Genomic DNA, 17883 nt, shown 5'->3' with positions numbered 1-17883 from the left:
TCCTCGAAGCCCGGCAGCCTGGCGATCTCGCCGATGTTGGCCAGGTGCTCGATGTCGAACAGCATGTCCTTGAGGGGGGCGGTGTAGCTCATCTCTTGTCTCCAGATACAGCGGATACGAAAAGGGCATCGCGAACGATGCCCTCCGGCTCAATGCGGCAATCGCGTCAGAGCGCCTTCACCAGTTCGGGCACGGCCGTGAACAGGTCGGCCACGAGGCCGTAGTCGGCCACCGAGAAGATCGGCGCTTCCTCGTCCTTGTTGATCGCCACGATCACCTTGGAGTCCTTCATGCCGGCCAGGTGCTGGATCGCGCCCGAGATGCCGCAGGCGATGTACAGCTGCGGTGCGACGATCTTGCCGGTCTGGCCCACTTGCCAGTCGTTCGGGGCGTAGCCCGCATCCACCGCGGCGCGGCTCGCGCCCAGGCCGGCGTTGAGCTTGTCGGCCAGCGGCGTCATCACCTCGGTGAACTTCTCGGCGCTGCCCAGGGCCCGGCCACCGGAGACGATGATCTTGGCGGCGGTGAGTTCGGGGCGGTCGCTCTTGGTGACTTCACGGCCCACAAAAGTGCTCTTGCCGCTGTCGGCCACGCCTTCGGCCGTTTCAACGCTTGCGCTGCCACCCGTGGCGGCGGCGGCATCGAAGCCGGTGGTGCGCACGGTGATCACCTTGGTGGCATCGGCGCTCTGCACGGTGGCAATCGCGTTGCCCGCATAGATCGGGCGCTCGAAGGTGTCGGGGCTGATCACCAGCGTGATGTCGCTGATCTGCGCCACGTCGAGCTTGGCGGCCACGCGCGGCGCGACATTCTTGCCGTTGGCGGTCGAGGGGAACAGGATGTGGCTGTAGTTGCCAGCGATCGCCAGCACCTGGGCGGCGACGTTCTCGGCCAGGTTCTCGGCCAGGCTCGGGCTGTCGGCCACGATGACCTTGGCCACGCCGGTGATCTGGGCGGCGGCCTTGCCGGCTTCGGCGGCGTTGGCGCCGGCCACGAGCACGTGGACGTCGCCGCCGCAGGCCAGCGCCGCGGTCACGGTGTTGAGGGTCGCGGGCTTGACGGTCGCGTGGTCGTGTTCGGCAATAACAAGTGCGGTCATGTTCAGATCACCTTCGCTTCGTTCTTCAGTTTGTCCACCAGCGTTGCAACATCGGGCACCTTGATGCCGGCGCCGCGCTTGGGCGGCTCGCTGACCTTGAGGGTCTTCAGGCGCGGCTTGACGTCCACGCCCAGGTCCTCGGGCTTGAAGGTGTCGAGCTGCTTCTTCTTGGCCTTCATGATGTTGGGCAGGGTCACGTAGCGCGGCTCGTTCAGGCGCAGGTCGGTCGTGATGACGGCCGGCAGGCTGAGCGTGATGGTCTCCAGGCCGCCGTCGACTTCGCGCGTGACGGTGGCCTTGCCGTCGGCCACTTCGACCTTGGAGGCGAAGGTGGCTTGCGGCAGGTCGGCCAGCGCGGCGAGCATCTGGCCCGTTTGATTGGCGTCGTCGTCGATGGCCTGCTTGCCGAGGATGATCAGTTGGGGCTGTTCCTTGTCGACCAGGGCCTTGAGCAGCTTGGCCACGGCCAGGGGCTGCAGCTCTTCGGAGGTTTCCACCAGGATGCCGCGGTCGGCGCCGATGGCCATGGCGGTGCGCAGCGTCTCCTGGCACTTGGCATCGCCGCAGGAGACGGCGATGACTTCGGTGACCACGCCCTTTTCCTTCAGGCGAACCGCTTCTTCAACGGCGATCTCGTCGAAGGGGTTCATGCTCATCTTGACGTTGGCAATGTCCACTCCGGTGCCGTCGCTCTTGACGCGCACCTTGACGTTGTAATCGACGACCCGTTTGACAGGCACTAGAACCTTCATTGACTTGACTCCATTGGGATTGCAAAAAGGGGGCTTCGAGGGCAGCCGGTCATTTTAGGGTCCGGCCTTTGCCGCACCTGCGCCCATGGCGACTGGTATCGTGGTGCAACAAAAAAGAACGACCGTGCTTTTTCGTGATTATACGGCAGGGCCGCGCGCTGCGGAAACGCCCGGCGGCAGCGACTCCACCCGCAGCACGCGCTGCGGATACGGAATGTCCACGCCCGCGCTGCGCAGGCCTTCGAGAATGGCGATGTTGATGGCCGAGCGCAGGTTGTCCTTGCCCTTGTCGGGGTCGGCGACCCAGAAGTTCAGCGTGAACTCCAGTCCGTCGGGCGCGAAGTTCATCAGGAAGGCCACGGGCGCCGGATCGGTGATCACGCGCGCCTGGGCCTTGGCCGCCTCGCACAGGATGCCCTGCACCTGCGCCACGTCGCTGTCGTAGCCCACCACGATGCTGGTCGTGATGTTGAACTTGCGGTCCGCCATCGAGAGGTTCTCGACCCGGCTGGTGATCAGCGACTCGTTCGGCACGATGGCCTCGCGACCGTTGCCCGCGCGGATGAGCGTGTAGCGGGTCTTGATGTCGGTGATGCGGCCCTCGAAGGTGTCGACCTTGACGTTGTCGCCGATGCGGATGGAACGCTCCAGCAGAATCACGAAGCCGCTCACGTAGTTGGCGGCCAGCTTCTGCAACCCGAAACCCAGGCCCACGCCCAGCGCGCCGCCCAGCACCGAGAGCGCCGTGAGGTCGACCCCCACCGCCGACAGCGCGAACAGCAGGCCGACCAGCAGCAGGAAGGCGCGCACCGCGTTCGAGGCCACCTTGCGCATCGAGAGGTCGGTCACGGCTTCGCGCAGGATGCGCTTTTCGATGGTGGCGGCGATCCACAGCGCGATCACCAGCACCAGCCCGGCGGACAGCACGCCCTGGAAGATGGTCTGCAGGCTGACGCGCGTCTTGCCGAAGGCCAGCGTGATGTCGTCGAGCTCGGCCAGCACCGGCGGCAGCAGCCCCACGATCCAGAGGATGGCACCGATCCACGCCAGCCACGAGATCGTGCGCTCCAGCAGCCGGACCAGGTTGGAGGCGGGAAAGACCGCCCGCATCACGCGTGCGAACAGCCGGATGACCGCCAGCGACAGGAACACCGACACCCCGATGCGCAACACGAGCACGGGCTGGTAGCCGCTTACCAGGCGCCGGGCCAGTTCGGCGAAGACCAGTGCCAGCAGCGGGAACAAAAGCCCATCGAAGGTGCGCTCGCCGAACCAGATGGAATCCTTCGGCTGGTCGCGCCCGAACCAGCGGGTGACGACCCAGGCGATGACCACGCAGGCGACCAGTGCCGCCAGCTCGATGCCCAGGCCGCGCGCGTCGACCTGGCCCAGGCGTTGTGTGAAATCGTTGAAATTCATCTCTTGGAAAAACAGGGCGCGGCGTTCGCGCCGGCGGCTCTACAGGTCGGCAAGGACACGGATATGGGCTTCGACGCTGCGCGCCAGGGCGTCAAGGTTGTAGCCCCCTTCGAGCATCGAGACGATGCGCCCCTGCGCATGGCGCCGGGCGACATCGCGGATGCGGCCCGTGATCCAGGCGAAGTCGCTCTCGGTGAGGCCGAGCTGGCCCAGGTCGTCCTCGCGGTGGGCGTCGAAGCCCGCGCTCACGAAGACCATCTGCGGCGCGAATTCTTCGAGCCGGGGCATCCAGGCGGCCTCGATCAGCTCGCGCACGTCCATGCCCCTGGTGTAGGCCGGGATCGGCAGGTTCAGCATGTTCGAGGCCGGGTGCTCGGTGCCGCTGTACGGATAGAACGGATGCTGGAAGAAGCCCACCATCAGCACGCGCGGATCGTTCGACAAAATGTTCTCGGTGCCGTTGCCGTGGTGCACGTCGAAGTCGACGATGGCCACGCGCTCCAGCCCGTGCACCTCGAGCGCATGCCGCGCCGCAATGGCCACGTTGTTGAGGAAGCAAAAGCCCATGGCCTGCTCGCGGCAGGCATGGTGTCCGGGCGGGCGCACCGAGCAGAACGCGTTCTCGATCTCGCCCGCCATCACCGCATCGGTGGCGGCAATGGCGGCGCCCGCGGCGCGGCGCGCGGCCAGCAGGGTGAAGCGGTTCAGAATGGTGTCGGGGTCGAGCTGCGCATGCCGGGGTCCGCCGGCCGGCTCGTCGGCCACCAGGCGCTGGTGCAGCGATTCGAGATGTTCGAGGTGCGCCTCGCTGTGCGCGCGCGTGATCTGGGCCAGGGTGGCCAGCGGCACGTCGCGGTGTTCGAGCGCGTCGCCCACGCCGGTGAGCAGCAGCCTGTCCTCGATGGCGTCGAGCCGCTCGGGACATTCGGGATGGCCCCGGCCCATGTCGTGCTTCCAGCAATCGCGATGTGTGAAGTAGCCGGTCTTGCCCATGTGTTTGCCGTGTCTCTGTCGTATCTAGACCTCACACGGCATGGGGCCGCGCAGTCTTACGGTATCGTTTGCATATGGATACAAATATGGACGTTGCTGCGAAGCTTGCCACTTTGCTGAGTCAGCTTAACACGGTGATCGTGGGCAAGGAGCCCCAGGTGCGCGACTGCGTGGCCTGCCTGCTCGCGGGCGGACACCTGCTGATCGAGGATGTGCCGGGGGTCGGCAAGACCACCCTCGCCCATGCGCTGTCGCACACCTTCGGGCTGCAGTTTTCCCGGGTGCAGTTCACCGCCGACCTGATGCCGGGCGACCTGTCGGGCGTGGCCATCTACGACCGGGGCCAGCAGGCCTTCGTGTTCCACCCCGGGCCGATCTTCGCGCAGGTGCTGCTGGCCGACGAGATCAACCGCGCGAGCCCCAAGACGCAAAGCGCGCTGCTCGAAGCCATGGAAGAAAAGCAGGTCACCATCGAGGGCGAGACGCGGCCGCTGCCCACGCCCTTCTTCGTGATTGCCACGCAGAACCCGCAGGACCAGCTCGGCACTTTCGCGCTGCCCGAATCGCAGCTCGACCGCTTCCTCATGCGCATCTCGCTGGGCTACCCCGACCGCGCCGCGGAGCGCGAGCTGCTCTCGGGCGCCGATCGACGCGAAATGCTGGCCACCCTGCCCGCCATGCTGACCGCCGGCGAGCTGACCGCGCTGCAGCAGCGCGTGCAGCAGGTGCATGCGGCCGAGCCGCTGCTGAACTACGTGCAGGACCTGATCGCCGCCACGCGTTCCGGCCGCTGGTTCCTGCAGGGCCTCTCGCCGCGCGCCGGCATCGCCGTGCTGCGCGCCGCCAAGGCGCAGGCGCTGCTGGCCAACCGAAACTACGTGGCACCGGACGACGTGCAGTCGATCCTGCCGCAGACCATTGCGCACCGCCTCACCCCGGTGGGCGACGCGGGCCGCGGTGCCGTGGAGCAGGTGCGCGCAATGATCGCGGACGTGCCGCTGCCGTGAAAACGAGCACGCCCTCCGGCCACCGATGATCGCGTCGCTACGCTCGCGCATCGACGGCTGGTTCCTGTCGCGCCGGCCGCCTTCGGACACGATGGAGCTCACCCAGCGCAACGTCTACATCGTGCCCACGCGCGCCGGCTGGACGCTGGGCGCCACGCTGCTGGTGCTCTTGATCGCGTCGATCAACTACCAGCTCAACCTCGGCTACCTGCTGACCTTCCTGCTCGCGGGCAGCGTGGCCGTGGGCATGCACGTGAGCCACGCCACGCTGCGCGGCCTGGCCATGCACATGATGCCGCCCGAGGCGCACTACGCAGGCGCCGCCGCGGTCTTTCGCGTGGTGCTGCACAACACGCGGCGCAGCGTGCGCTACGGCATCGGCATGGCCGTGCGCGGCAGCGGCCAGTGGGCCTGGACCGACGTTCCGGCCGAAGGCAGCGCCACGGTCGAGATCGCATTCAAGCCCGAGCGGCGCGGGCTCCACCCGGTGCCTGCGCTCACCGCCGAAACGCGCTTTCCGCTCGGCACCTTCCGCGTCTGGACGGTGTGGCGGCCGGCCGCGAAGATGCTGGTCTATCCGGCGCCCGAGGCCCATCCGCCGCCGCTGCCGCCGGGCGAGCCGCTGTCGGGCCCGGCCGCCACATCGGCCGCGCTGCGCGCGCAGGCCGCCGGCGAGTACGACGGCCTCAGGGCCTACCGGCGCGGCGACCCGCTCAAGCTCGTGGTCTGGAAGAAGGCGGCCCGCGCGCAAGCCACCGGCTCGGAAGACCTGGTGAGCCGCGACACGCAGCAGACGCAGCGCGAGGAGCTGTGGCTCGACGCGCAGGCCACCCAACTCGCCGACACCGAGGCCCGCGTCTCACGGCTCTGTGCCTGGGTGCTGATGGCGGACCGGCTGGGCGTGGACTACGGCATCCGCGTGGCCGCGCGCGTGGTGCAGCCCTCGCAGGGAGAAGCCCACCGAAGGGCCTGCCTGGAGGCGCTGGCGCTATGTTGAATTTGGAGCCGCGCCCATGAACAAGTTCATGCGGGAAATCTCCGCGCTGCCAAGGGACGCCCGGGACACGCTGTTCCTGCTCGCGGTGATCGCGCTCATCGTGCTGCCGCAGGCCGCGAACCTGCCCTGGTGGTGCACCGCCATCACGGCGATGGTGCTGGTGTGGCGCAGTACGCTCGCCGTGGAGGCCCGTCCGCTGCCGGGCAAGTGGGCGCGCGTGGGCCTGCTGGTGCTGGCGCTGGCCGCCACGTTCGCCACCCACCGCACGCTGCTGGGACGCGATGCCGGGGTCACGCTGGTCGTGATCCTGCTCGCGCTCAAGACGCTGGAGCTGCGCGCGCGCCGCGACGCCTTCGTCATCTTCTTCCTGGGCTTCTTCGCGATGCTCACGAACTTCTTCTATTCGCAGTCGCTGATGACCGCGGTCACCATGCTGCTGGCGCTGCTGGGCCTGCTCACCGCGCTGGTCAATGCGCACATGCCGGTGGGCAAGCCGCCGCTGATGCAGGCGGCGCGCACTGCCAGCTGGATGGCCCTGGCGGGCGCGCCGATCATGCTCGCGCTGTTCCTGCTGTTTCCGCGCTTCGCGCCGCTATGGGGCACACCCGCCGATGCGATGGCCGGGCGCACGGGCCTGTCGAACACCATGCGCGTGGGCGCCATCGCCGAACTGGCGCTCGACGACAGCATCGCGGCGCGCATCAAGTTCGAGGACAACCGCGCGCCGCCCCAGAATCAGCTGTACTTCCGCGGCCCGGTGCTCGCGCAGTTCGACGGGCGCGAATGGACGGCGCTGCCGTCCTGGGCGCGCGGCGCGCCGCCATCGGGCAACCTGCGCACCAGCGGCCAGCCGGTGCGCTACGAGGTCACGCTCGAACCCAACCACCGCCCCTGGCTGCTCACGCTCGATGCGGCACCCGCCGCGCCGCAGGCGCCCGGCTTCGAAGTCACGGGCACGCCCGACCTGCAATGGGTGGCGAACCGCCCTATCTCCGACCTCGTGCGCTACCGCGCCGAGAGCTTCACGCAGTTCCACAGCGGCCCCATGCGGCAGACGGCCGCGCTGCGGCCCTATCTCGCGCTGCCGCCCGGATCGAACCCGCGCACCGCTGCGCTTGCCGCGGAAATGCGCGCCCAGCCCGCGCTGGCCAGCGGCGGCACGCAGGCCTTCATCCGCGCCGCATTGCAGCGGCTGCGCACCGGTGGCTACAGCTACACGCTGGAGCCCGGCGTCTATGGCAACGACACGGCCGACGAGTTCTGGTTCGACCGCAAGGAAGGCTTCTGCGAGCACATCGCCTCGGCCTTCGTGGTGCTGATGCGCGGAGCAGGCATTCCGGCGCGCATCGTGACCGGCTACCAGGGCGGCGAACTCAACGGCGTCGACAACTACTGGGTGCTGCGCCAGAGCGACGCGCACGCCTGGGCCGAGGTCTGGGAGGACGGCGTGGGCTGGGTGCGCGTCGATCCCACGGGCGCGGTGTCGCCGGGCCGGGTCGGCCAGCAGCAGCGGCTCGTGCCGCAGCCGGGCCTGTTCGCAGGCGCCATCGGCGCGATGAGCCCCACGCTGGCGCAGAACCTGCGCGCCGCCTGGGAAGCGGTGAACAACGGCTGGAACCAGTGGGTGCTCAACTACACGCAGAGCCGGCAGCTCAACCTGCTCAAGAGCATCGGCTTCAACGCGCCCAGCCTCGAGGACCTGGCCTACGTGCTGCTCTACCTGCTGGTGGGCGCGAGCCTTGCCGGCGCGGCATGGGCCCTGTGGGAGCGCAGCCAGCACGACCCGTGGCTGCGCCTGCTCGGCCAGGCGCGCGCGCGCCTCGCCAAGGCCGGCCTCGAGGTGTCCGGCACGGCACCGCCGCGCCAGATGGCCGCCCAGGCAGAGGCCCGCTTCGGCCCCGCGGCGCAGGCGGTGGGCGAATGGCTGTTGAAGCTCGAGGCCCAGCGCTACGCCCAGGCCTCGCCGGCCTCGCTCGCGGCCCTGCGGGCCGAGTTCCGGCGCCTGGACTGGCCCGCCGCGCCCTCCGCTGCCCGCTGATGCCGCGTGCGTCCCGCCGAGGCAGGCTCGCGCGGACGGCACAATCGGCGCCATGCGATTTTTTCTTTCCGCGCCGCGCCGCGCCGCCGCCGTTGCCCTCCTCGCCGCCTGCTGCGCAGGGTCCATGGGGGCGCAGGCCCAGAAAGCCCCCAGCGCCCGCAGCGTGAAAACCGTGGCCGGCAGCACGCCCTACGCCACGCGCGAGGACGCCATGCGCTTTGCCGACGAGGTGGCCGAGCGCCGCGGCCTCGACCGCGAATGGGTGCGCGCCACCATCGGCAGCGCGCGCTTCTTGCCGAACGTGCCGCGCCTGATGCTGCCGGGCCCGGCCGGCACGGTGAAGAACTGGCAGGCCTACCGCAGCCGCTTCATCGACGCGACGCGCATTGCCGCCGGCGTGCGCTTCTGGCGCAACAATGCCGACACGCTCGCGCGCGCGGAGGCGATGTACGGCGTGCCGGCCGAGATCATCGTGGGCATCATCGGCGTGGAAACCATCTACGGCCGCAACATGGGCAACTTCCGCGTGATCGATGCACTGGCCACGCTGTCGTTCGACTTCCCGCAGGCCCATCCGCGCGCGGCCGAGCGAGAGGCCTTCTTCCGCGGCGAACTCGAGAGCTTCCTGAGCACCGAAAGCCGCACTTCGGACAACCCGCTGCGGCCCGTGGGCAGCTATGCGGGCGCCATGGGCATGCCGCAGTTCATGCCCAGCAGCATCGCCAAGTACGCGGTCGACTTCGACGGCGACGGCCGCATCGACCTGGTCGACAACCCCGCCGACGTGATCGGCTCGGTGGCCAACTACTTCAAGGCCTTTGGCTGGACGCCCGGGATGCCCGCCACCTACCCCGTGCATTTCGAGGAGGCCCGCCTCCAGAAGGCGTTGCTGCTGGCGCCCGACATCCTGCCGAGCTTCAGCACCGACAGCTTCGTGGCGGCCGGTGCGGTCCCTGAAGGCGAGGGCCTGCGCCACAAGGGCCTGCTCGCGCTGATCGAACTGCAGAACGGCGCCGATGCGCCGCCAAGCTATGTGGCCGGCACGCGCAACTTCTACGTGATCACGCGCTACAACTGGAGCAGCTACTACGCGATGTCGGTGCTCGACCTCGGCCAGGAGGTCAAGGCCGCCATGGAGCAATAGCCCGATGGCACCCGAGGCACTGCGGGACAACTGGAATGCCGCCTGGCGCGCGCTGGGCGTGGCCGCTGCCGACGAGGCGCTGTGCATCGAACTGCAGTGCCGCTACGGCGAGCCGCAGCGCCACTATCACACGCTGCAGCATCTCGGCGAATGCCTGGCCTGGTTCGAGCGCGAGAAGGAACTGGCCGAACGCCCCGGCGAAGTGGCGCTCGCGTTGTGGTTCCATGACGCGGTCTACGACGTGCATGCGCACGACAACGAGGCCCGCAGCGCTGAATGGGCGCGCGGCGCCATCCTCTCGGCCGGCGCGCCGGCCGACGCGGCCGACCGCGTGCATGCGCTCGTGATGGCCACGCGGCACGATGCCGTGCCCGAGGGCCGCGATGCCGAACTGCTGATCGACATCGACCTGTCGATCCTCGGCGCGGACCCCGCGCGCTTCGACGAGTACGAACGGCAGGTGCATGCCGAATATGCGTTCGTGCCCGCCGAGGTGCGCCGGCCGCGCCGCCGCGCGATCCTGCAACGCTTCCTCGCGCGGGAGGCGATCTACGCCACGCCGCGAATGCATGCACTGCTGGAGGCAAGGGCCCGCGCCAACCTGGCCCGGTCGATCGCAGCGCTGGCCTGATTCCGCGCCTGCGGGATTGCCTTGCGGTGCTTCAGGCCGGCACCAGCCGCCACCATTCGGAGCGCGGCTTCTCGCCATTGCGCTCCTCTTCCACCACTCCGACCAGCAGGCCGGCGCTGCCGGCGCCCAGCTTCGAGAACTGCAGCAGCTGCTGCGGATCGCGGCTGAGCGCAAAGCTCGCGTCGCCCTGCCATTCGAGGCAGCGGCCGACCTCCGCCAGCATCAGCGCGGGCTGGCCCTGCATGAAGGTGAACGGCATCAGCATGCCGGCGTCGAGCTGCGCCAGGCCCGCATGCGTCGCTCCCCAGGCGCCGCGCAGGCTCGAGACGCGCAGGCGCGCCCCCGCGGGCAAGGCCGCCTCGCCCGCGGCATCGAGGCACTGCCGGGCCCCGAACATCGCAAGCTCGGTCCAGAGCCCGACGCGCCGCGGCCGCCGGCCGAGCCGGTGCGCGAGCCGGTCGCGCCAGTCCGCAGGCAGCGGATCGGCCGTGAAGTGGGCGGCGGTGCGCCATGCCTGAGCGGAGCCGGCGTTCATCGGCCATCCTCCAGCACCAGCGAGGCGTGCCCGCCGCCGAACCCGACCACATTGAGCAGGATGTGGCGCAGCCCGGCCGGCGCCTGCGTGCTCAGGGCAATGCCGAGTTCATCGTCGAGCGCATAGCCGGCCGACGGCCACACGCCACTCTCGATACAGGCAACGAGCAAGGCCAGCTCGGCGGCACCCGAGGCACCCAGCGTGTGGCCGATCGCCGACTTGAGCGACACCAGCGGCGGCAGCGGATCGAAGACCTGCTTCAATGCCATCGCCTCGATCGCATCGTTGGCCGGGCTGCCCGCAGCCTGCACCTTGATCAGGTCGATGTCCTGCGGCCGCAGCCCGCTCTGCGCCAGTGCCTGATGGCACATCGCAAGCACCGCGCTGGCTTCGGTGCCCGATGGATTGCGCCCGTCGACCACGTTGGCCCCGCCCACGATGCGCCAGCGCGCCGCGCGCGAGCCGAGGCGCAATGCGGCCACCGCCTCGCCAAGCACCAGCCCGTTGCGTCCGGCGCCGAAGGGCCGCGCGCTGTCGGGCGAGAGCAGCTGCATCGCGCCGAAGCCGGCCACCGTGAAGCGGTTGCCCAGCTCGGCGCCGATCACCAGTGCCTCGCCGGCCTGGTCGCTGCGAATCAGGTCGCAGGCCGCGAGCACGGCGTTGAGCGCCGAGGTGCAGGCCGTCGAGATGGTGAAGACCGGCCCTTGCCAGTCGAGCGCAGCGGCCACGAGGCCGGCAAAGTCCTGCAGGTCGCCGCCCAGCCGCAAGTCTTGCACCGTGTGTTCCATGCCGCCGATGTCGAGCGAGGACGATGCGACGAAGAGCGGCCCGGACCGCGCCGCCGCCGCCCCTTGGTACGCCTGCGCGGCCACGCCGCGTACGACGCGCTCCAGCCGCTGCTTCCAATCGCCCTCCTGCGGCGGGAGCTTGTGCACCGGCCACTGCACGCCTTCCGAGACGGCGACCGGCACCGGCTGCACGCCGCCGCGCGCCAGGGCGGCCACGGCGGACAGAAGATCGTTGCCGAGCGCGCAGGCCAGGCCCATGCCGGCAAGGTACACGCTCTTGCCGCTCATGCCTTGCCCGCTTGCACCAGGTGGTCGGCCAGGTGGGCGATGGAGCTGAGCGCGCGGCGCGTTTCCTTGCTGTCGGGCATGCGCACGCCAAAGCGCTGCTGGATCGTCATCGATACCTGGAGGGCATCGAGCGAATCGAGGTCGAGCCGGGCCTCGGGCCCGAACAGCGGCTCGTCGTCGCCAAGGCCGCCCGGCGGTGCGTCCTTTTCGACGGCCTCGAGCACCATGGCCTTCAGGCTGGCGATGAATTCAGCGGAATGGGAGTGGGTCACGATGCGCGCCTGCGAAACAGAAAGACGGCGAGAAGGAACATGGCTGCCGCAAACACCACGAGCCGACCGACCTGCGGCAGCGTGTCGGCCACGCCGCCGCCGCGCAGCAGCACGGTGAGCAGCGCCTCCAGCCCCCAGTTCATCGGCGAGATCTCGACCAGCCGCTGCATGAAGGCCGGCATGACGAACTTGGGCACCATGATGCCGCCGGCTGCCGCCATCAGCACGTTGACCATCGGCCCGATGGTGGCGGCCTGCGCATGGCTGCGCACTGCGCATGCGAGCGCCAGCGACAGGCTCACCGCGGCCAGGCTCACGGCCGCGAGCGCCAGCACCAGCGCGCCCCAATGGATACCCGCGAGCGAAAGCGCGTCGCCGCCGATCAGCGGCATCAGCCAGATGCCGGCGGCCAGCATCAGCACGGCCTGCAGCGCGTTGACGCCCAGGTAGGGCAGCGCCTTTGACATCAGCAGCATGACGCGCGAGACGCCCAGGCTGCGCAGCCGGCCCAGCGCGCCGGAGCTGCGTTCCTGCACGAACAGGCTGGAGAGCGAGGCGACCACGAAGAACATGCCGAACACCAGCCATGCGGGCACGTTCTGCTGCACCGAAGTGGGCCGCGGCCCGGCGGTGGCATAGCGCTCGGCCTTCACCAGCGCCTGGATCGAGGCGCCCGGCGGCGGGCCCGAGGTGCCGGGCACCGCCAGCGCCAGGCGTGCCTTCAGTTCGCCGGACGCGCCGATGAGTTCGGCGCGCAGCGCGTTGAACAGGTTGGCGTCGATGCCGGGCTCCGTCAGCAGCCGGATGTGGGCCTGGGTCGACAGCGCGGCCGATTCGAGTTCCTCCGACAGGCCGGGCTCCAGCACGATCACGTACTTGAGCGCGCCGCTTCGCAGCTGCGCCTGCCAGTCGGCATCGAGCGCCTTGGGCGCGCCATGGCTGCGCTGCCAGATCTGCTGCAGCCATTGCGCGGGCGTTTCGGTGTCGCGCCGGTCGACCGCATAGCTCAGTTCGGCCAGCGGCGGCCGGTAGATGTCCTTCAGCGTGAGCGACATCAGCACGATGAAGACCATCGGCATCAGGAACAGCGCCGCGAGCCCGTGCATGTCGCGCACCAGTGCGAGCAGTTCCTTCTTGATGAGCGCGAAGAGCATGGGGTTCTTCAATCGCGCAGCGAGCGATGGGTGAGCGCCATGAAGAGCTGCTCGAGATCGTGGCGGCCGAACTCGGCGTGGCGCACCTCGATGCCTTCGGCTTCCAGGGCCGCCAGCACGGGACCGGGTCCGGTGCCTTCGCGCAGGTGGATGCGCCAGTGCACGCCGCCCTGCTCCACCGCACCGAAGCGCGAGAGCCTCTGCGCGTCGAGCCCGTCGGCCGCCAGCGTGAGCAGCATGGCGCTCTTCGACAGCAGCTGTTCGAGCGAGCCTTCGCGCAGCACGCGGCCATGGTCGAGGATGGCCACGCGGTCGGCAATGGCCTCGATCTCTTCCATGTAATGCGAGGCATAGATCACCGCCGCGCCCTGCTGCGCCAGGCTCTTGATGGCGTCGAGGATGAAGGCGCGCGACTGCGGATCGACGCCCACCGTGGGCTCGTCGAACAGCATCAGCTCGGGCTCGGGCAACAAGGCGATGGCAAGGTTAAGGCGGCGCTTGAGGCCGCCCGAGAGCCGCTCGGCGCGCACGCCGGCAAATTGCTCGAGCTGGGCGAAGTGCGTACAGGCCTCGATGCGCGCCTTCCTGCGCGCACCGGCCAGGCCGCCCGCCGCGGCGAAGCATGCGAGGTTCTCGGCCACCGTGAGCATCGGATAGAAGGCCTGGTCCTGCGGCGCCACCGCGATGCGCGTGGGTGCCTTGGCGCGCACCTGCTGCAGCGGCTGGCCGTCGATGCGGATCTCGCCCGACTGCACCGCGAGCGCGCCCGAGAGGTGCGAGATCAGCGTGGTCTTGCCCGCGCCGTTGGGTCCGAGCAGGCCCATCACGCAGCCTCGGGGTACCGCGAGCGAGACGTCGGCCAGCGCGGCGGCGTCGGCGTGCGGATAGCGGTAGCCGAGGTTCTTCAGTTCCAGCATCGGGCTGTGCGCTGTTGTTCTTGGCGCTCTTGTTCAGGGCCCGTGCACAGGCCACCGGGTACTCCCCTCCGCGAATGTCCCCCGGCCTGCGGCCTCCTCCTTGATTTCGCTGCGGGGAGCACCCGATGCCCTGTGCACCTGGGCACGTTCTGTGTGCACGGCTGATCAACGACCGCACTGTCCAACGCTCCCGTCGATGGGGTGCCTTGCGCAGCGAAATAAAGGAGGAGCCGAAGGCGGGGGACATTCGCTTCGCCGCGTACCCCGTCGGCGGGAGCGCGCCCTGAATGCCCTCCAACGCGACGAACGGAAAAACAAGCCTTCATTCAGGCAACAGCGGCCTTGAGGTCGCGAAAGAAGGTTTCTTCCTGCTGAGCTTGCTCGCGCAGCTTGCCGGCCAGTGCCATGGGATCGACCGGCTCGCGGCCCTTCACCATGCGCGCCGCCTTGAGCGCGAAGGCGCGCCAGCCGTCGCCGATGGCGATCAGCCGCTCGGACATCTGCTGCAGCTGCGGCTTGTCGAGCAGCTGCGCCGCCTCCTGCAGGAAGCCCGCGTAGATGAAGCGGAAGCCCGCCCCGCCCGTGCCGATTTCTTCCTGCATGCGCACCACGTGGCCGATGAAGTCGACGCTGCGCGGATCGCCCGGCGGCAGCTTCTGCATGCGCTTGGCCAGCGTGCGCATGCCGCGCACGCCGACGATCGGAATCGGCGCGAGCATGGTGCGCACCGTCTTGCGGATCGCCTTGGTCACCGAGGCCGCATCGACCGTCTTGCGCTCGATCGCCTGCGGGTAGTACATGAGGCCCTTGGGTGCCAGCACGCCCTTGGCGAAGCGCGCACGCGAAAGATCGGCGCTGGCGCAGCGCACCGGCTCTTCGAACACCGGATCGCTGATCAGGTAGTCGTCGCCCTCCTTGCCGTACACCAGCAGGTTGTGCGCGTTGAAGTGGAAGCGCATGTTGGGCGGAAAGTACGGCAGCCAGTAGACCGAGGTCTGCAGCCCCACGATCTGCCCGCCCGCAAGCAGTGCATCGAGGCGCTGCGCACCGGCCTCGGGGCTGCGGAAGGTCTCGAAGCGAAAGCGCGCGGCCATCGGCGCCAGGAGGCCCTTGATGATGGCCTTGGGCGGCATGCGGTACGAGATGAGCGGCAGGCCCGAGAGCTTGATGAACGGCAGGTAGGCGAAGGACAGCGCCGACGACAGGCCGAGCGCCATGCTCTCTGTCATGGGCGCGCCGTGGTGGCGCATGAGGCTGGAGATGACGCCGCTTTCGCAATGCGCCGCTTGCTGGTGTTCGAATGTCACGGCAGGCCCTGCAAGGTGGAAACGGGAAGTCCCAGCGCCTCCGAATAGCGCGCCAGCTGCTTCGCGGACAGCGCTGCAAAGTGCTTCGGCTTCAGGTGGCGCCGCACGCGCCATTGCCAGAAGCCGCTGGTCTGCGAGAGCAGCGCCACGTCCATGCGGCGCTCGTACATCCAGTATTCGAGCGGCGACGCGAGCCCGCGGGCCACGCGTTCCCTGGCGTCGCGGGCCTGCTCGATGAGCACGTCGACTGCATGGCTGGTGACGATTTCCTCCGCCTCCCAGCCGCGCGAGCGCGTGGTGACCACGCGGCCCTGCGCGTCGCGCGCGTACATGAGCTTGGCATGGCCGTCGAGCGTGGCGTTGCCTTCCTGCGGAACAGCATCGAGGTCCATGTCAGGCCTTTCGGCGAGTTGTGGCGTGGTTCATGTCACACGGCTTCCATGTAGATGAAGCCGCTCGAGAAGCGGCCGCTTTCGGGCACGAACATCAGCAGCTTGTGGCCGGGCTTGATGCGGCCCGAACGGAACAGCTCGTCGAGCATGATGTAGGGCGAGGCCGACCCGGTGTTGCCCTTGGTCGCGAGGTTGCTGAACCAGCGCTCGCGCGGAATGGCAAAGCCCATCGACTCGAGGCAGCGGCTCACGGGCTCCACGAAATAGCCGGACGACAGGTGCGGCAGGAACCAGTCGACGTCGGCCGCCTTCAGGCCGCGCTTCTCCACGATGGCCGCCAGCGGCTCGCCCAGCGTGGCGCGCACGATGTTCTCGTTGAGCAGGCGCACGTCCTGCTTGACGGCGAAGGTCGATTCGCGCCGCCAATCTTCGGGGTCGGTGCGCGCCCAGCCGTCGAGCCCGCCCTCGGCATTCTTGTCGGCGCCCGCGTACATGCACACCGGCAGCTCGTGCGCGGCGGAAGACAGGTCGATCCATTCCACGCGCAGCGACAGCGGGCCGCGCGGCTCGCGCTCGAGCAGCACGGCGCCGGCGCCGTCGGAAAGCATCCAGCGCAGGAAATCCTTCTCGAAGGCGAGTTCGGGCCGCTCCTCGAGCGCCTGGAGCTTGTGCTCCAGCTCGGCTTCGAACCTGGAGCCGCGCATCACGGCCGAGGCCAGTTCCGAGCCGGTGGCCACCGCGCGCCGCGCGTCGCCCGAACGCACCGAGAGCCAGGCATGCTTGAGCGCCGTGGTGCCCGCCAGGCAGATGCCCGCGCAAGCCACCACCTCGAGCCGCGGCCAGCCGAGCTCGCCATGCACCATCACCGCGTGGTTGGGCATCAGCTGGTCGGGCAGCGAGGTGCCGGTGACGAGGCAATCCACCGGGCCGGTGTCGCCGAGCGCCCGGATCGCTTCGGCGGTGAGCTGCGCATTGCTCATGGCGAGCTGGCCGGTGGCCCGGTCGATCGCGTAGTGGCGCGACTGGATGCCGTTGCTGCGCAGAATCAGCCGCCGCGCGCGCGAGGCCTTGCCGCCGATGCGGCCGAGGACGTCTTCGATGTCTTCATTGCTGACCGGGGAAAAGGGCAGGAAGGCGGCGGTGCGGGTCAGGAAGACTTCAGTCGTCATAGAGGGGGGAACGGTCCGTGGCCGAGCCCGAAGGGCGTTCGAAGCTGGCCGTCATTTTAGTCAGCCACCCCTTGAACAGCGGCCGCAGCAGCGCCTGGAGGCTCAGGCTCACCGGGACGACCGTGACAATCAGCGCGAGCAGGAACGCCACATAGAGCAGCAGCAGCGGCTTGCGCTGCCAGGCGCCGGGCCGGCCCGCCGCCATGATCAGCTTGCCCCAGAGGAAAAAGCTGCGCGTGCCGGCCTTTTCGCTGATGAGAAGCCGCGCATTGGCCTGCACCGCGCCCAGGCCCGCGAGCAGCGGCTGCGATCCGCGCTCCCGGTCGCCATGCAGCGCCTCGCGCAGCGCCCGGCCGAAACGGCCCGCGCCCCGGATCTGTGCGTCGCTCAGGCCGGCATCGGGCATGCCCCAGAAACCGCGCTTGCGGCCCCAGATCAGCCAGGCCGGCGTGGTGAAGAAGGTGGCCAGCGTCGGGCCGGGATCGGTGAACACCACGTTGTCGATCAGGCGCGCGCCCGCCGCATCGAGCAGGCCCTTGAGCTTCTCGTGGGCCAGCAGCCACATGTTGCGGCAGGCAATGACCGTGACCACCGGCTTGCCCTCGAGCAGGCGCCGGGCCAGCGGATGCTTCAGGAAGGCGACGACCGGCTGCGACGGCGCCAGGAACCACACCTGGTACGGCAGGATGACAAGGTCGAAATCCTCGTCGCCCGTGAGCGAGAGCGGCGCCAGCGGCGGCGGCTTCATGTGGGCCGACTCCGGGAACGCGTCGAAGAAGGTCAGGAACGGCCACGGGAACGGAAAATCCGCCTCGGGGCGCAGGGTTTCGACGTGCACGGAGATCCCCGGGTCGGCCCTGAGCGGCGCGACGATCTGCTCGGCGACGCTGCCGAGCTGGCCGGTCTGCGAATAGTGGATCACCAGGACACGCTTGGTGCGCGCGGCGGGGCTGGAAATGCTTGAGTTCACTTGCTGGGGCG

Annotated in this window: 19 protein-coding genes; 5 read left to right on the top strand and 14 right to left on the bottom strand. The window is 69.1% G+C overall.

Annotation, left to right across the window (positions count from 1 at the left end):
• The 5 genes from FB547_RS30275 to FB547_RS30255 form a co-directional block, all read right to left on the bottom strand.
• Positions 1-92 (bottom strand): acyl-CoA dehydrogenase N-terminal domain-containing protein (locus FB547_RS30275; protein WP_145746269.1); only part of this gene is annotated, 92 nt, incomplete at its 3' end.
• Between the two features lie 74 nt (positions 93-166).
• Complete coding sequence (locus tag FB547_RS30270; protein ID WP_145747319.1) at positions 167-1099, bottom strand: electron transfer flavoprotein subunit alpha/FixB family protein; 933 nt, start codon at positions 1097-1099, stop codon at positions 167-169.
• Between the two features lie 2 nt (positions 1100-1101).
• The gene (locus FB547_RS30265) at positions 1102-1851 is read right to left on the bottom strand and encodes an electron transfer flavoprotein subunit beta/FixA family protein (protein ID WP_145747318.1); all 750 of its coding nucleotides are present in this window, start codon (positions 1849-1851) and stop codon (positions 1102-1104) included.
• Between the two features lie 138 nt (positions 1852-1989).
• Positions 1990-3270, bottom strand: coding sequence for a mechanosensitive ion channel family protein (locus tag FB547_RS30260; RefSeq protein WP_145747317.1), 1281 nt, complete (start codon positions 3268-3270; stop codon positions 1990-1992).
• 39 nt (positions 3271-3309) lie between these two features.
• Positions 3310-4263 carry a histone deacetylase family protein gene (locus tag FB547_RS30255; RefSeq protein WP_145747316.1) on the bottom strand — a complete coding sequence of 318 codons (954 nt, stop codon included), beginning with the start codon at positions 4261-4263 and terminating at the stop codon, positions 3310-3312.
• A gap of 86 nt (positions 4264-4349) precedes the next feature.
• Between FB547_RS30255 and FB547_RS30250 the strand changes: the two genes are divergently transcribed.
• From FB547_RS30250 to FB547_RS30230, 5 genes are read left to right on the top strand one after another with little or no spacing between them, the layout of a single operon-like run.
• Positions 4350-5270: an AAA family ATPase gene (locus tag FB547_RS30250; protein ID WP_145747315.1), complete on the top strand. Its 921-nt coding sequence runs from the start codon at positions 4350-4352 to the stop codon at positions 5268-5270.
• Between the two features lie 25 nt (positions 5271-5295).
• A complete protein-coding gene (locus tag FB547_RS30245) occupies positions 5296-6267 on the top strand; it encodes a DUF58 domain-containing protein (RefSeq protein ID WP_145747314.1) in 972 nt (323 codons plus the stop codon).
• A 16-nt stretch (positions 6268-6283) separates the two neighbouring features.
• Entirely contained in the window at positions 6284-8305 is a 2022-nt protein-coding gene (locus tag FB547_RS30240) for a transglutaminaseTgpA domain-containing protein (protein WP_145747313.1), read from the top strand.
• A gap of 52 nt (positions 8306-8357) precedes the next feature.
• On the top strand, positions 8358-9449 hold the full coding sequence (mltB, locus tag FB547_RS30235) for a lytic murein transglycosylase B (protein WP_145747312.1): 1092 nt from the start codon (positions 8358-8360) through the stop codon (positions 9447-9449).
• Positions 9450-9453: 4 nt separating this feature from the next.
• A complete protein-coding gene (locus tag FB547_RS30230) occupies positions 9454-10080 on the top strand; it encodes an N-methyl-D-aspartate receptor NMDAR2C subunit (RefSeq protein WP_145747311.1) in 627 nt (208 codons plus the stop codon).
• 31 nt (positions 10081-10111) lie between these two features.
• Here FB547_RS30230 and FB547_RS30225 read toward each other — a convergent pair whose 3' ends face one another.
• The 9 genes from FB547_RS30225 to FB547_RS30185 form a co-directional block, all read right to left on the bottom strand.
• Positions 10112-10615, bottom strand: coding sequence for a hypothetical protein (locus FB547_RS30225; protein WP_145747310.1), 504 nt, complete (start codon positions 10613-10615; stop codon positions 10112-10114).
• On the bottom strand, positions 10612-11691 hold the full coding sequence (locus tag FB547_RS30220; RefSeq protein ID WP_145747309.1) for a beta-ketoacyl synthase N-terminal-like domain-containing protein: 1080 nt from the start codon (positions 11689-11691) through the stop codon (positions 10612-10614). The genes FB547_RS30225 and FB547_RS30220 overlap by 4 nt, the downstream gene beginning before the upstream one ends.
• Complete coding sequence (locus tag FB547_RS30215; protein WP_145747322.1) at positions 11688-11966, bottom strand: acyl carrier protein; 279 nt, start codon at positions 11964-11966, stop codon at positions 11688-11690. Before FB547_RS30215 ends, FB547_RS30220 begins: the two co-directional genes overlap by 4 nt.
• On the bottom strand, positions 11960-13117 hold the full coding sequence (locus FB547_RS30210) for an ABC transporter permease (protein WP_145747308.1): 1158 nt from the start codon (positions 13115-13117) through the stop codon (positions 11960-11962). Before FB547_RS30210 ends, FB547_RS30215 begins: the two co-directional genes overlap by 7 nt.
• Before the next feature lie 8 nt (positions 13118-13125).
• Positions 13126-14034: an ABC transporter ATP-binding protein gene (locus FB547_RS30205; protein WP_145747307.1), complete on the bottom strand. Its 909-nt coding sequence runs from the start codon at positions 14032-14034 to the stop codon at positions 13126-13128.
• A gap of 326 nt (positions 14035-14360) precedes the next feature.
• A complete protein-coding gene (locus FB547_RS30200) occupies positions 14361-15341 on the bottom strand; it encodes a BtrH N-terminal domain-containing protein (RefSeq protein WP_145747306.1) in 981 nt (326 codons plus the stop codon).
• Complete coding sequence (locus tag FB547_RS30195; protein WP_145747305.1) at positions 15338-15733, bottom strand: hypothetical protein; 396 nt, start codon at positions 15731-15733, stop codon at positions 15338-15340. Before FB547_RS30195 ends, FB547_RS30200 begins: the two co-directional genes overlap by 4 nt.
• Before the next feature lie 35 nt (positions 15734-15768).
• Positions 15769-16902, bottom strand: a complete 1134-nt coding sequence (locus FB547_RS30190; protein WP_145747304.1) for a beta-ketoacyl-ACP synthase III — start codon at positions 16900-16902, stop codon at positions 15769-15771.
• Complete coding sequence (locus FB547_RS30185; protein ID WP_145747303.1) at positions 16892-17872, bottom strand: dialkylrecorsinol condensing enzyme; 981 nt, start codon at positions 17870-17872, stop codon at positions 16892-16894. The genes FB547_RS30190 and FB547_RS30185 overlap by 11 nt, the downstream gene beginning before the upstream one ends.
• Between the last annotated feature and the right edge of the window lie 11 nt (positions 17873-17883).

Source organism: Variovorax beijingensis (assembly GCF_007828835.1).
Lineage (GTDB): Bacteria > Pseudomonadota > Gammaproteobacteria > Burkholderiales > Burkholderiaceae_C > Variovorax > Variovorax beijingensis_A.
The sequence above is the reverse complement of the archived record's forward strand: the minus strand, read 5'-3'. Positions and strand labels throughout refer to the sequence as shown.

Bases quoted from the DNA above. Each gene is read 5' to 3' on its own strand.
- FB547_RS30205 (WP_145747307.1), bottom strand. From the start codon at position 14,034: ATGCTGGAACTGAAGAACCTCGGCTACCGCTATCCGCACGCCGACGCC.
- FB547_RS30190 (WP_145747304.1), bottom strand. From the start codon at position 16,902: ATGACGACTGAAGTCTTCCTGACCCGCACCGCCGCCTTCCTGCCCTTT.
- FB547_RS30210 (WP_145747308.1), bottom strand. From the start codon at position 13,117: ATGCTCTTCGCGCTCATCAAGAAGGAACTGCTCGCACTGGTGCGCGAC.
- FB547_RS30250 (WP_145747315.1), top strand. From the start codon at position 4,350: ATGGACGTTGCTGCGAAGCTTGCCACTTTGCTGAGTCAGCTTAACACG.
- FB547_RS30220 (WP_145747309.1), bottom strand. From the start codon at position 11,691: ATGAGCGGCAAGAGCGTGTACCTTGCCGGCATGGGCCTGGCCTGCGCG.
- FB547_RS30260 (WP_145747317.1), bottom strand. From the start codon at position 3,270: ATGAATTTCAACGATTTCACACAACGCCTGGGCCAGGTCGACGCGCGC.
- FB547_RS30265 (WP_145747318.1), bottom strand. From the start codon at position 1,851: ATGAAGGTTCTAGTGCCTGTCAAACGGGTCGTCGATTACAACGTCAAG.
- mltB (WP_145747312.1), top strand. From the start codon at position 8,358: ATGCGATTTTTTCTTTCCGCGCCGCGCCGCGCCGCCGCCGTTGCCCTC.
- FB547_RS30255 (WP_145747316.1), bottom strand. From the start codon at position 4,263: ATGGGCAAGACCGGCTACTTCACACATCGCGATTGCTGGAAGCACGAC.
- FB547_RS30270 (WP_145747319.1), bottom strand. From the start codon at position 1,099: ATGACCGCACTTGTTATTGCCGAACACGACCACGCGACCGTCAAGCCC.
- FB547_RS30225 (WP_145747310.1), bottom strand. From the start codon at position 10,615: ATGAACGCCGGCTCCGCTCAGGCATGGCGCACCGCCGCCCACTTCACG.
- FB547_RS30195 (WP_145747305.1), bottom strand. From the start codon at position 15,733: ATGGACCTCGATGCTGTTCCGCAGGAAGGCAACGCCACGCTCGACGGC.
- FB547_RS30245 (WP_145747314.1), top strand. From the start codon at position 5,296: ATGATCGCGTCGCTACGCTCGCGCATCGACGGCTGGTTCCTGTCGCGC.
- FB547_RS30240 (WP_145747313.1), top strand. From the start codon at position 6,284: ATGAACAAGTTCATGCGGGAAATCTCCGCGCTGCCAAGGGACGCCCGG.
- FB547_RS30230 (WP_145747311.1), top strand. From the start codon at position 9,454: ATGGCACCCGAGGCACTGCGGGACAACTGGAATGCCGCCTGGCGCGCG.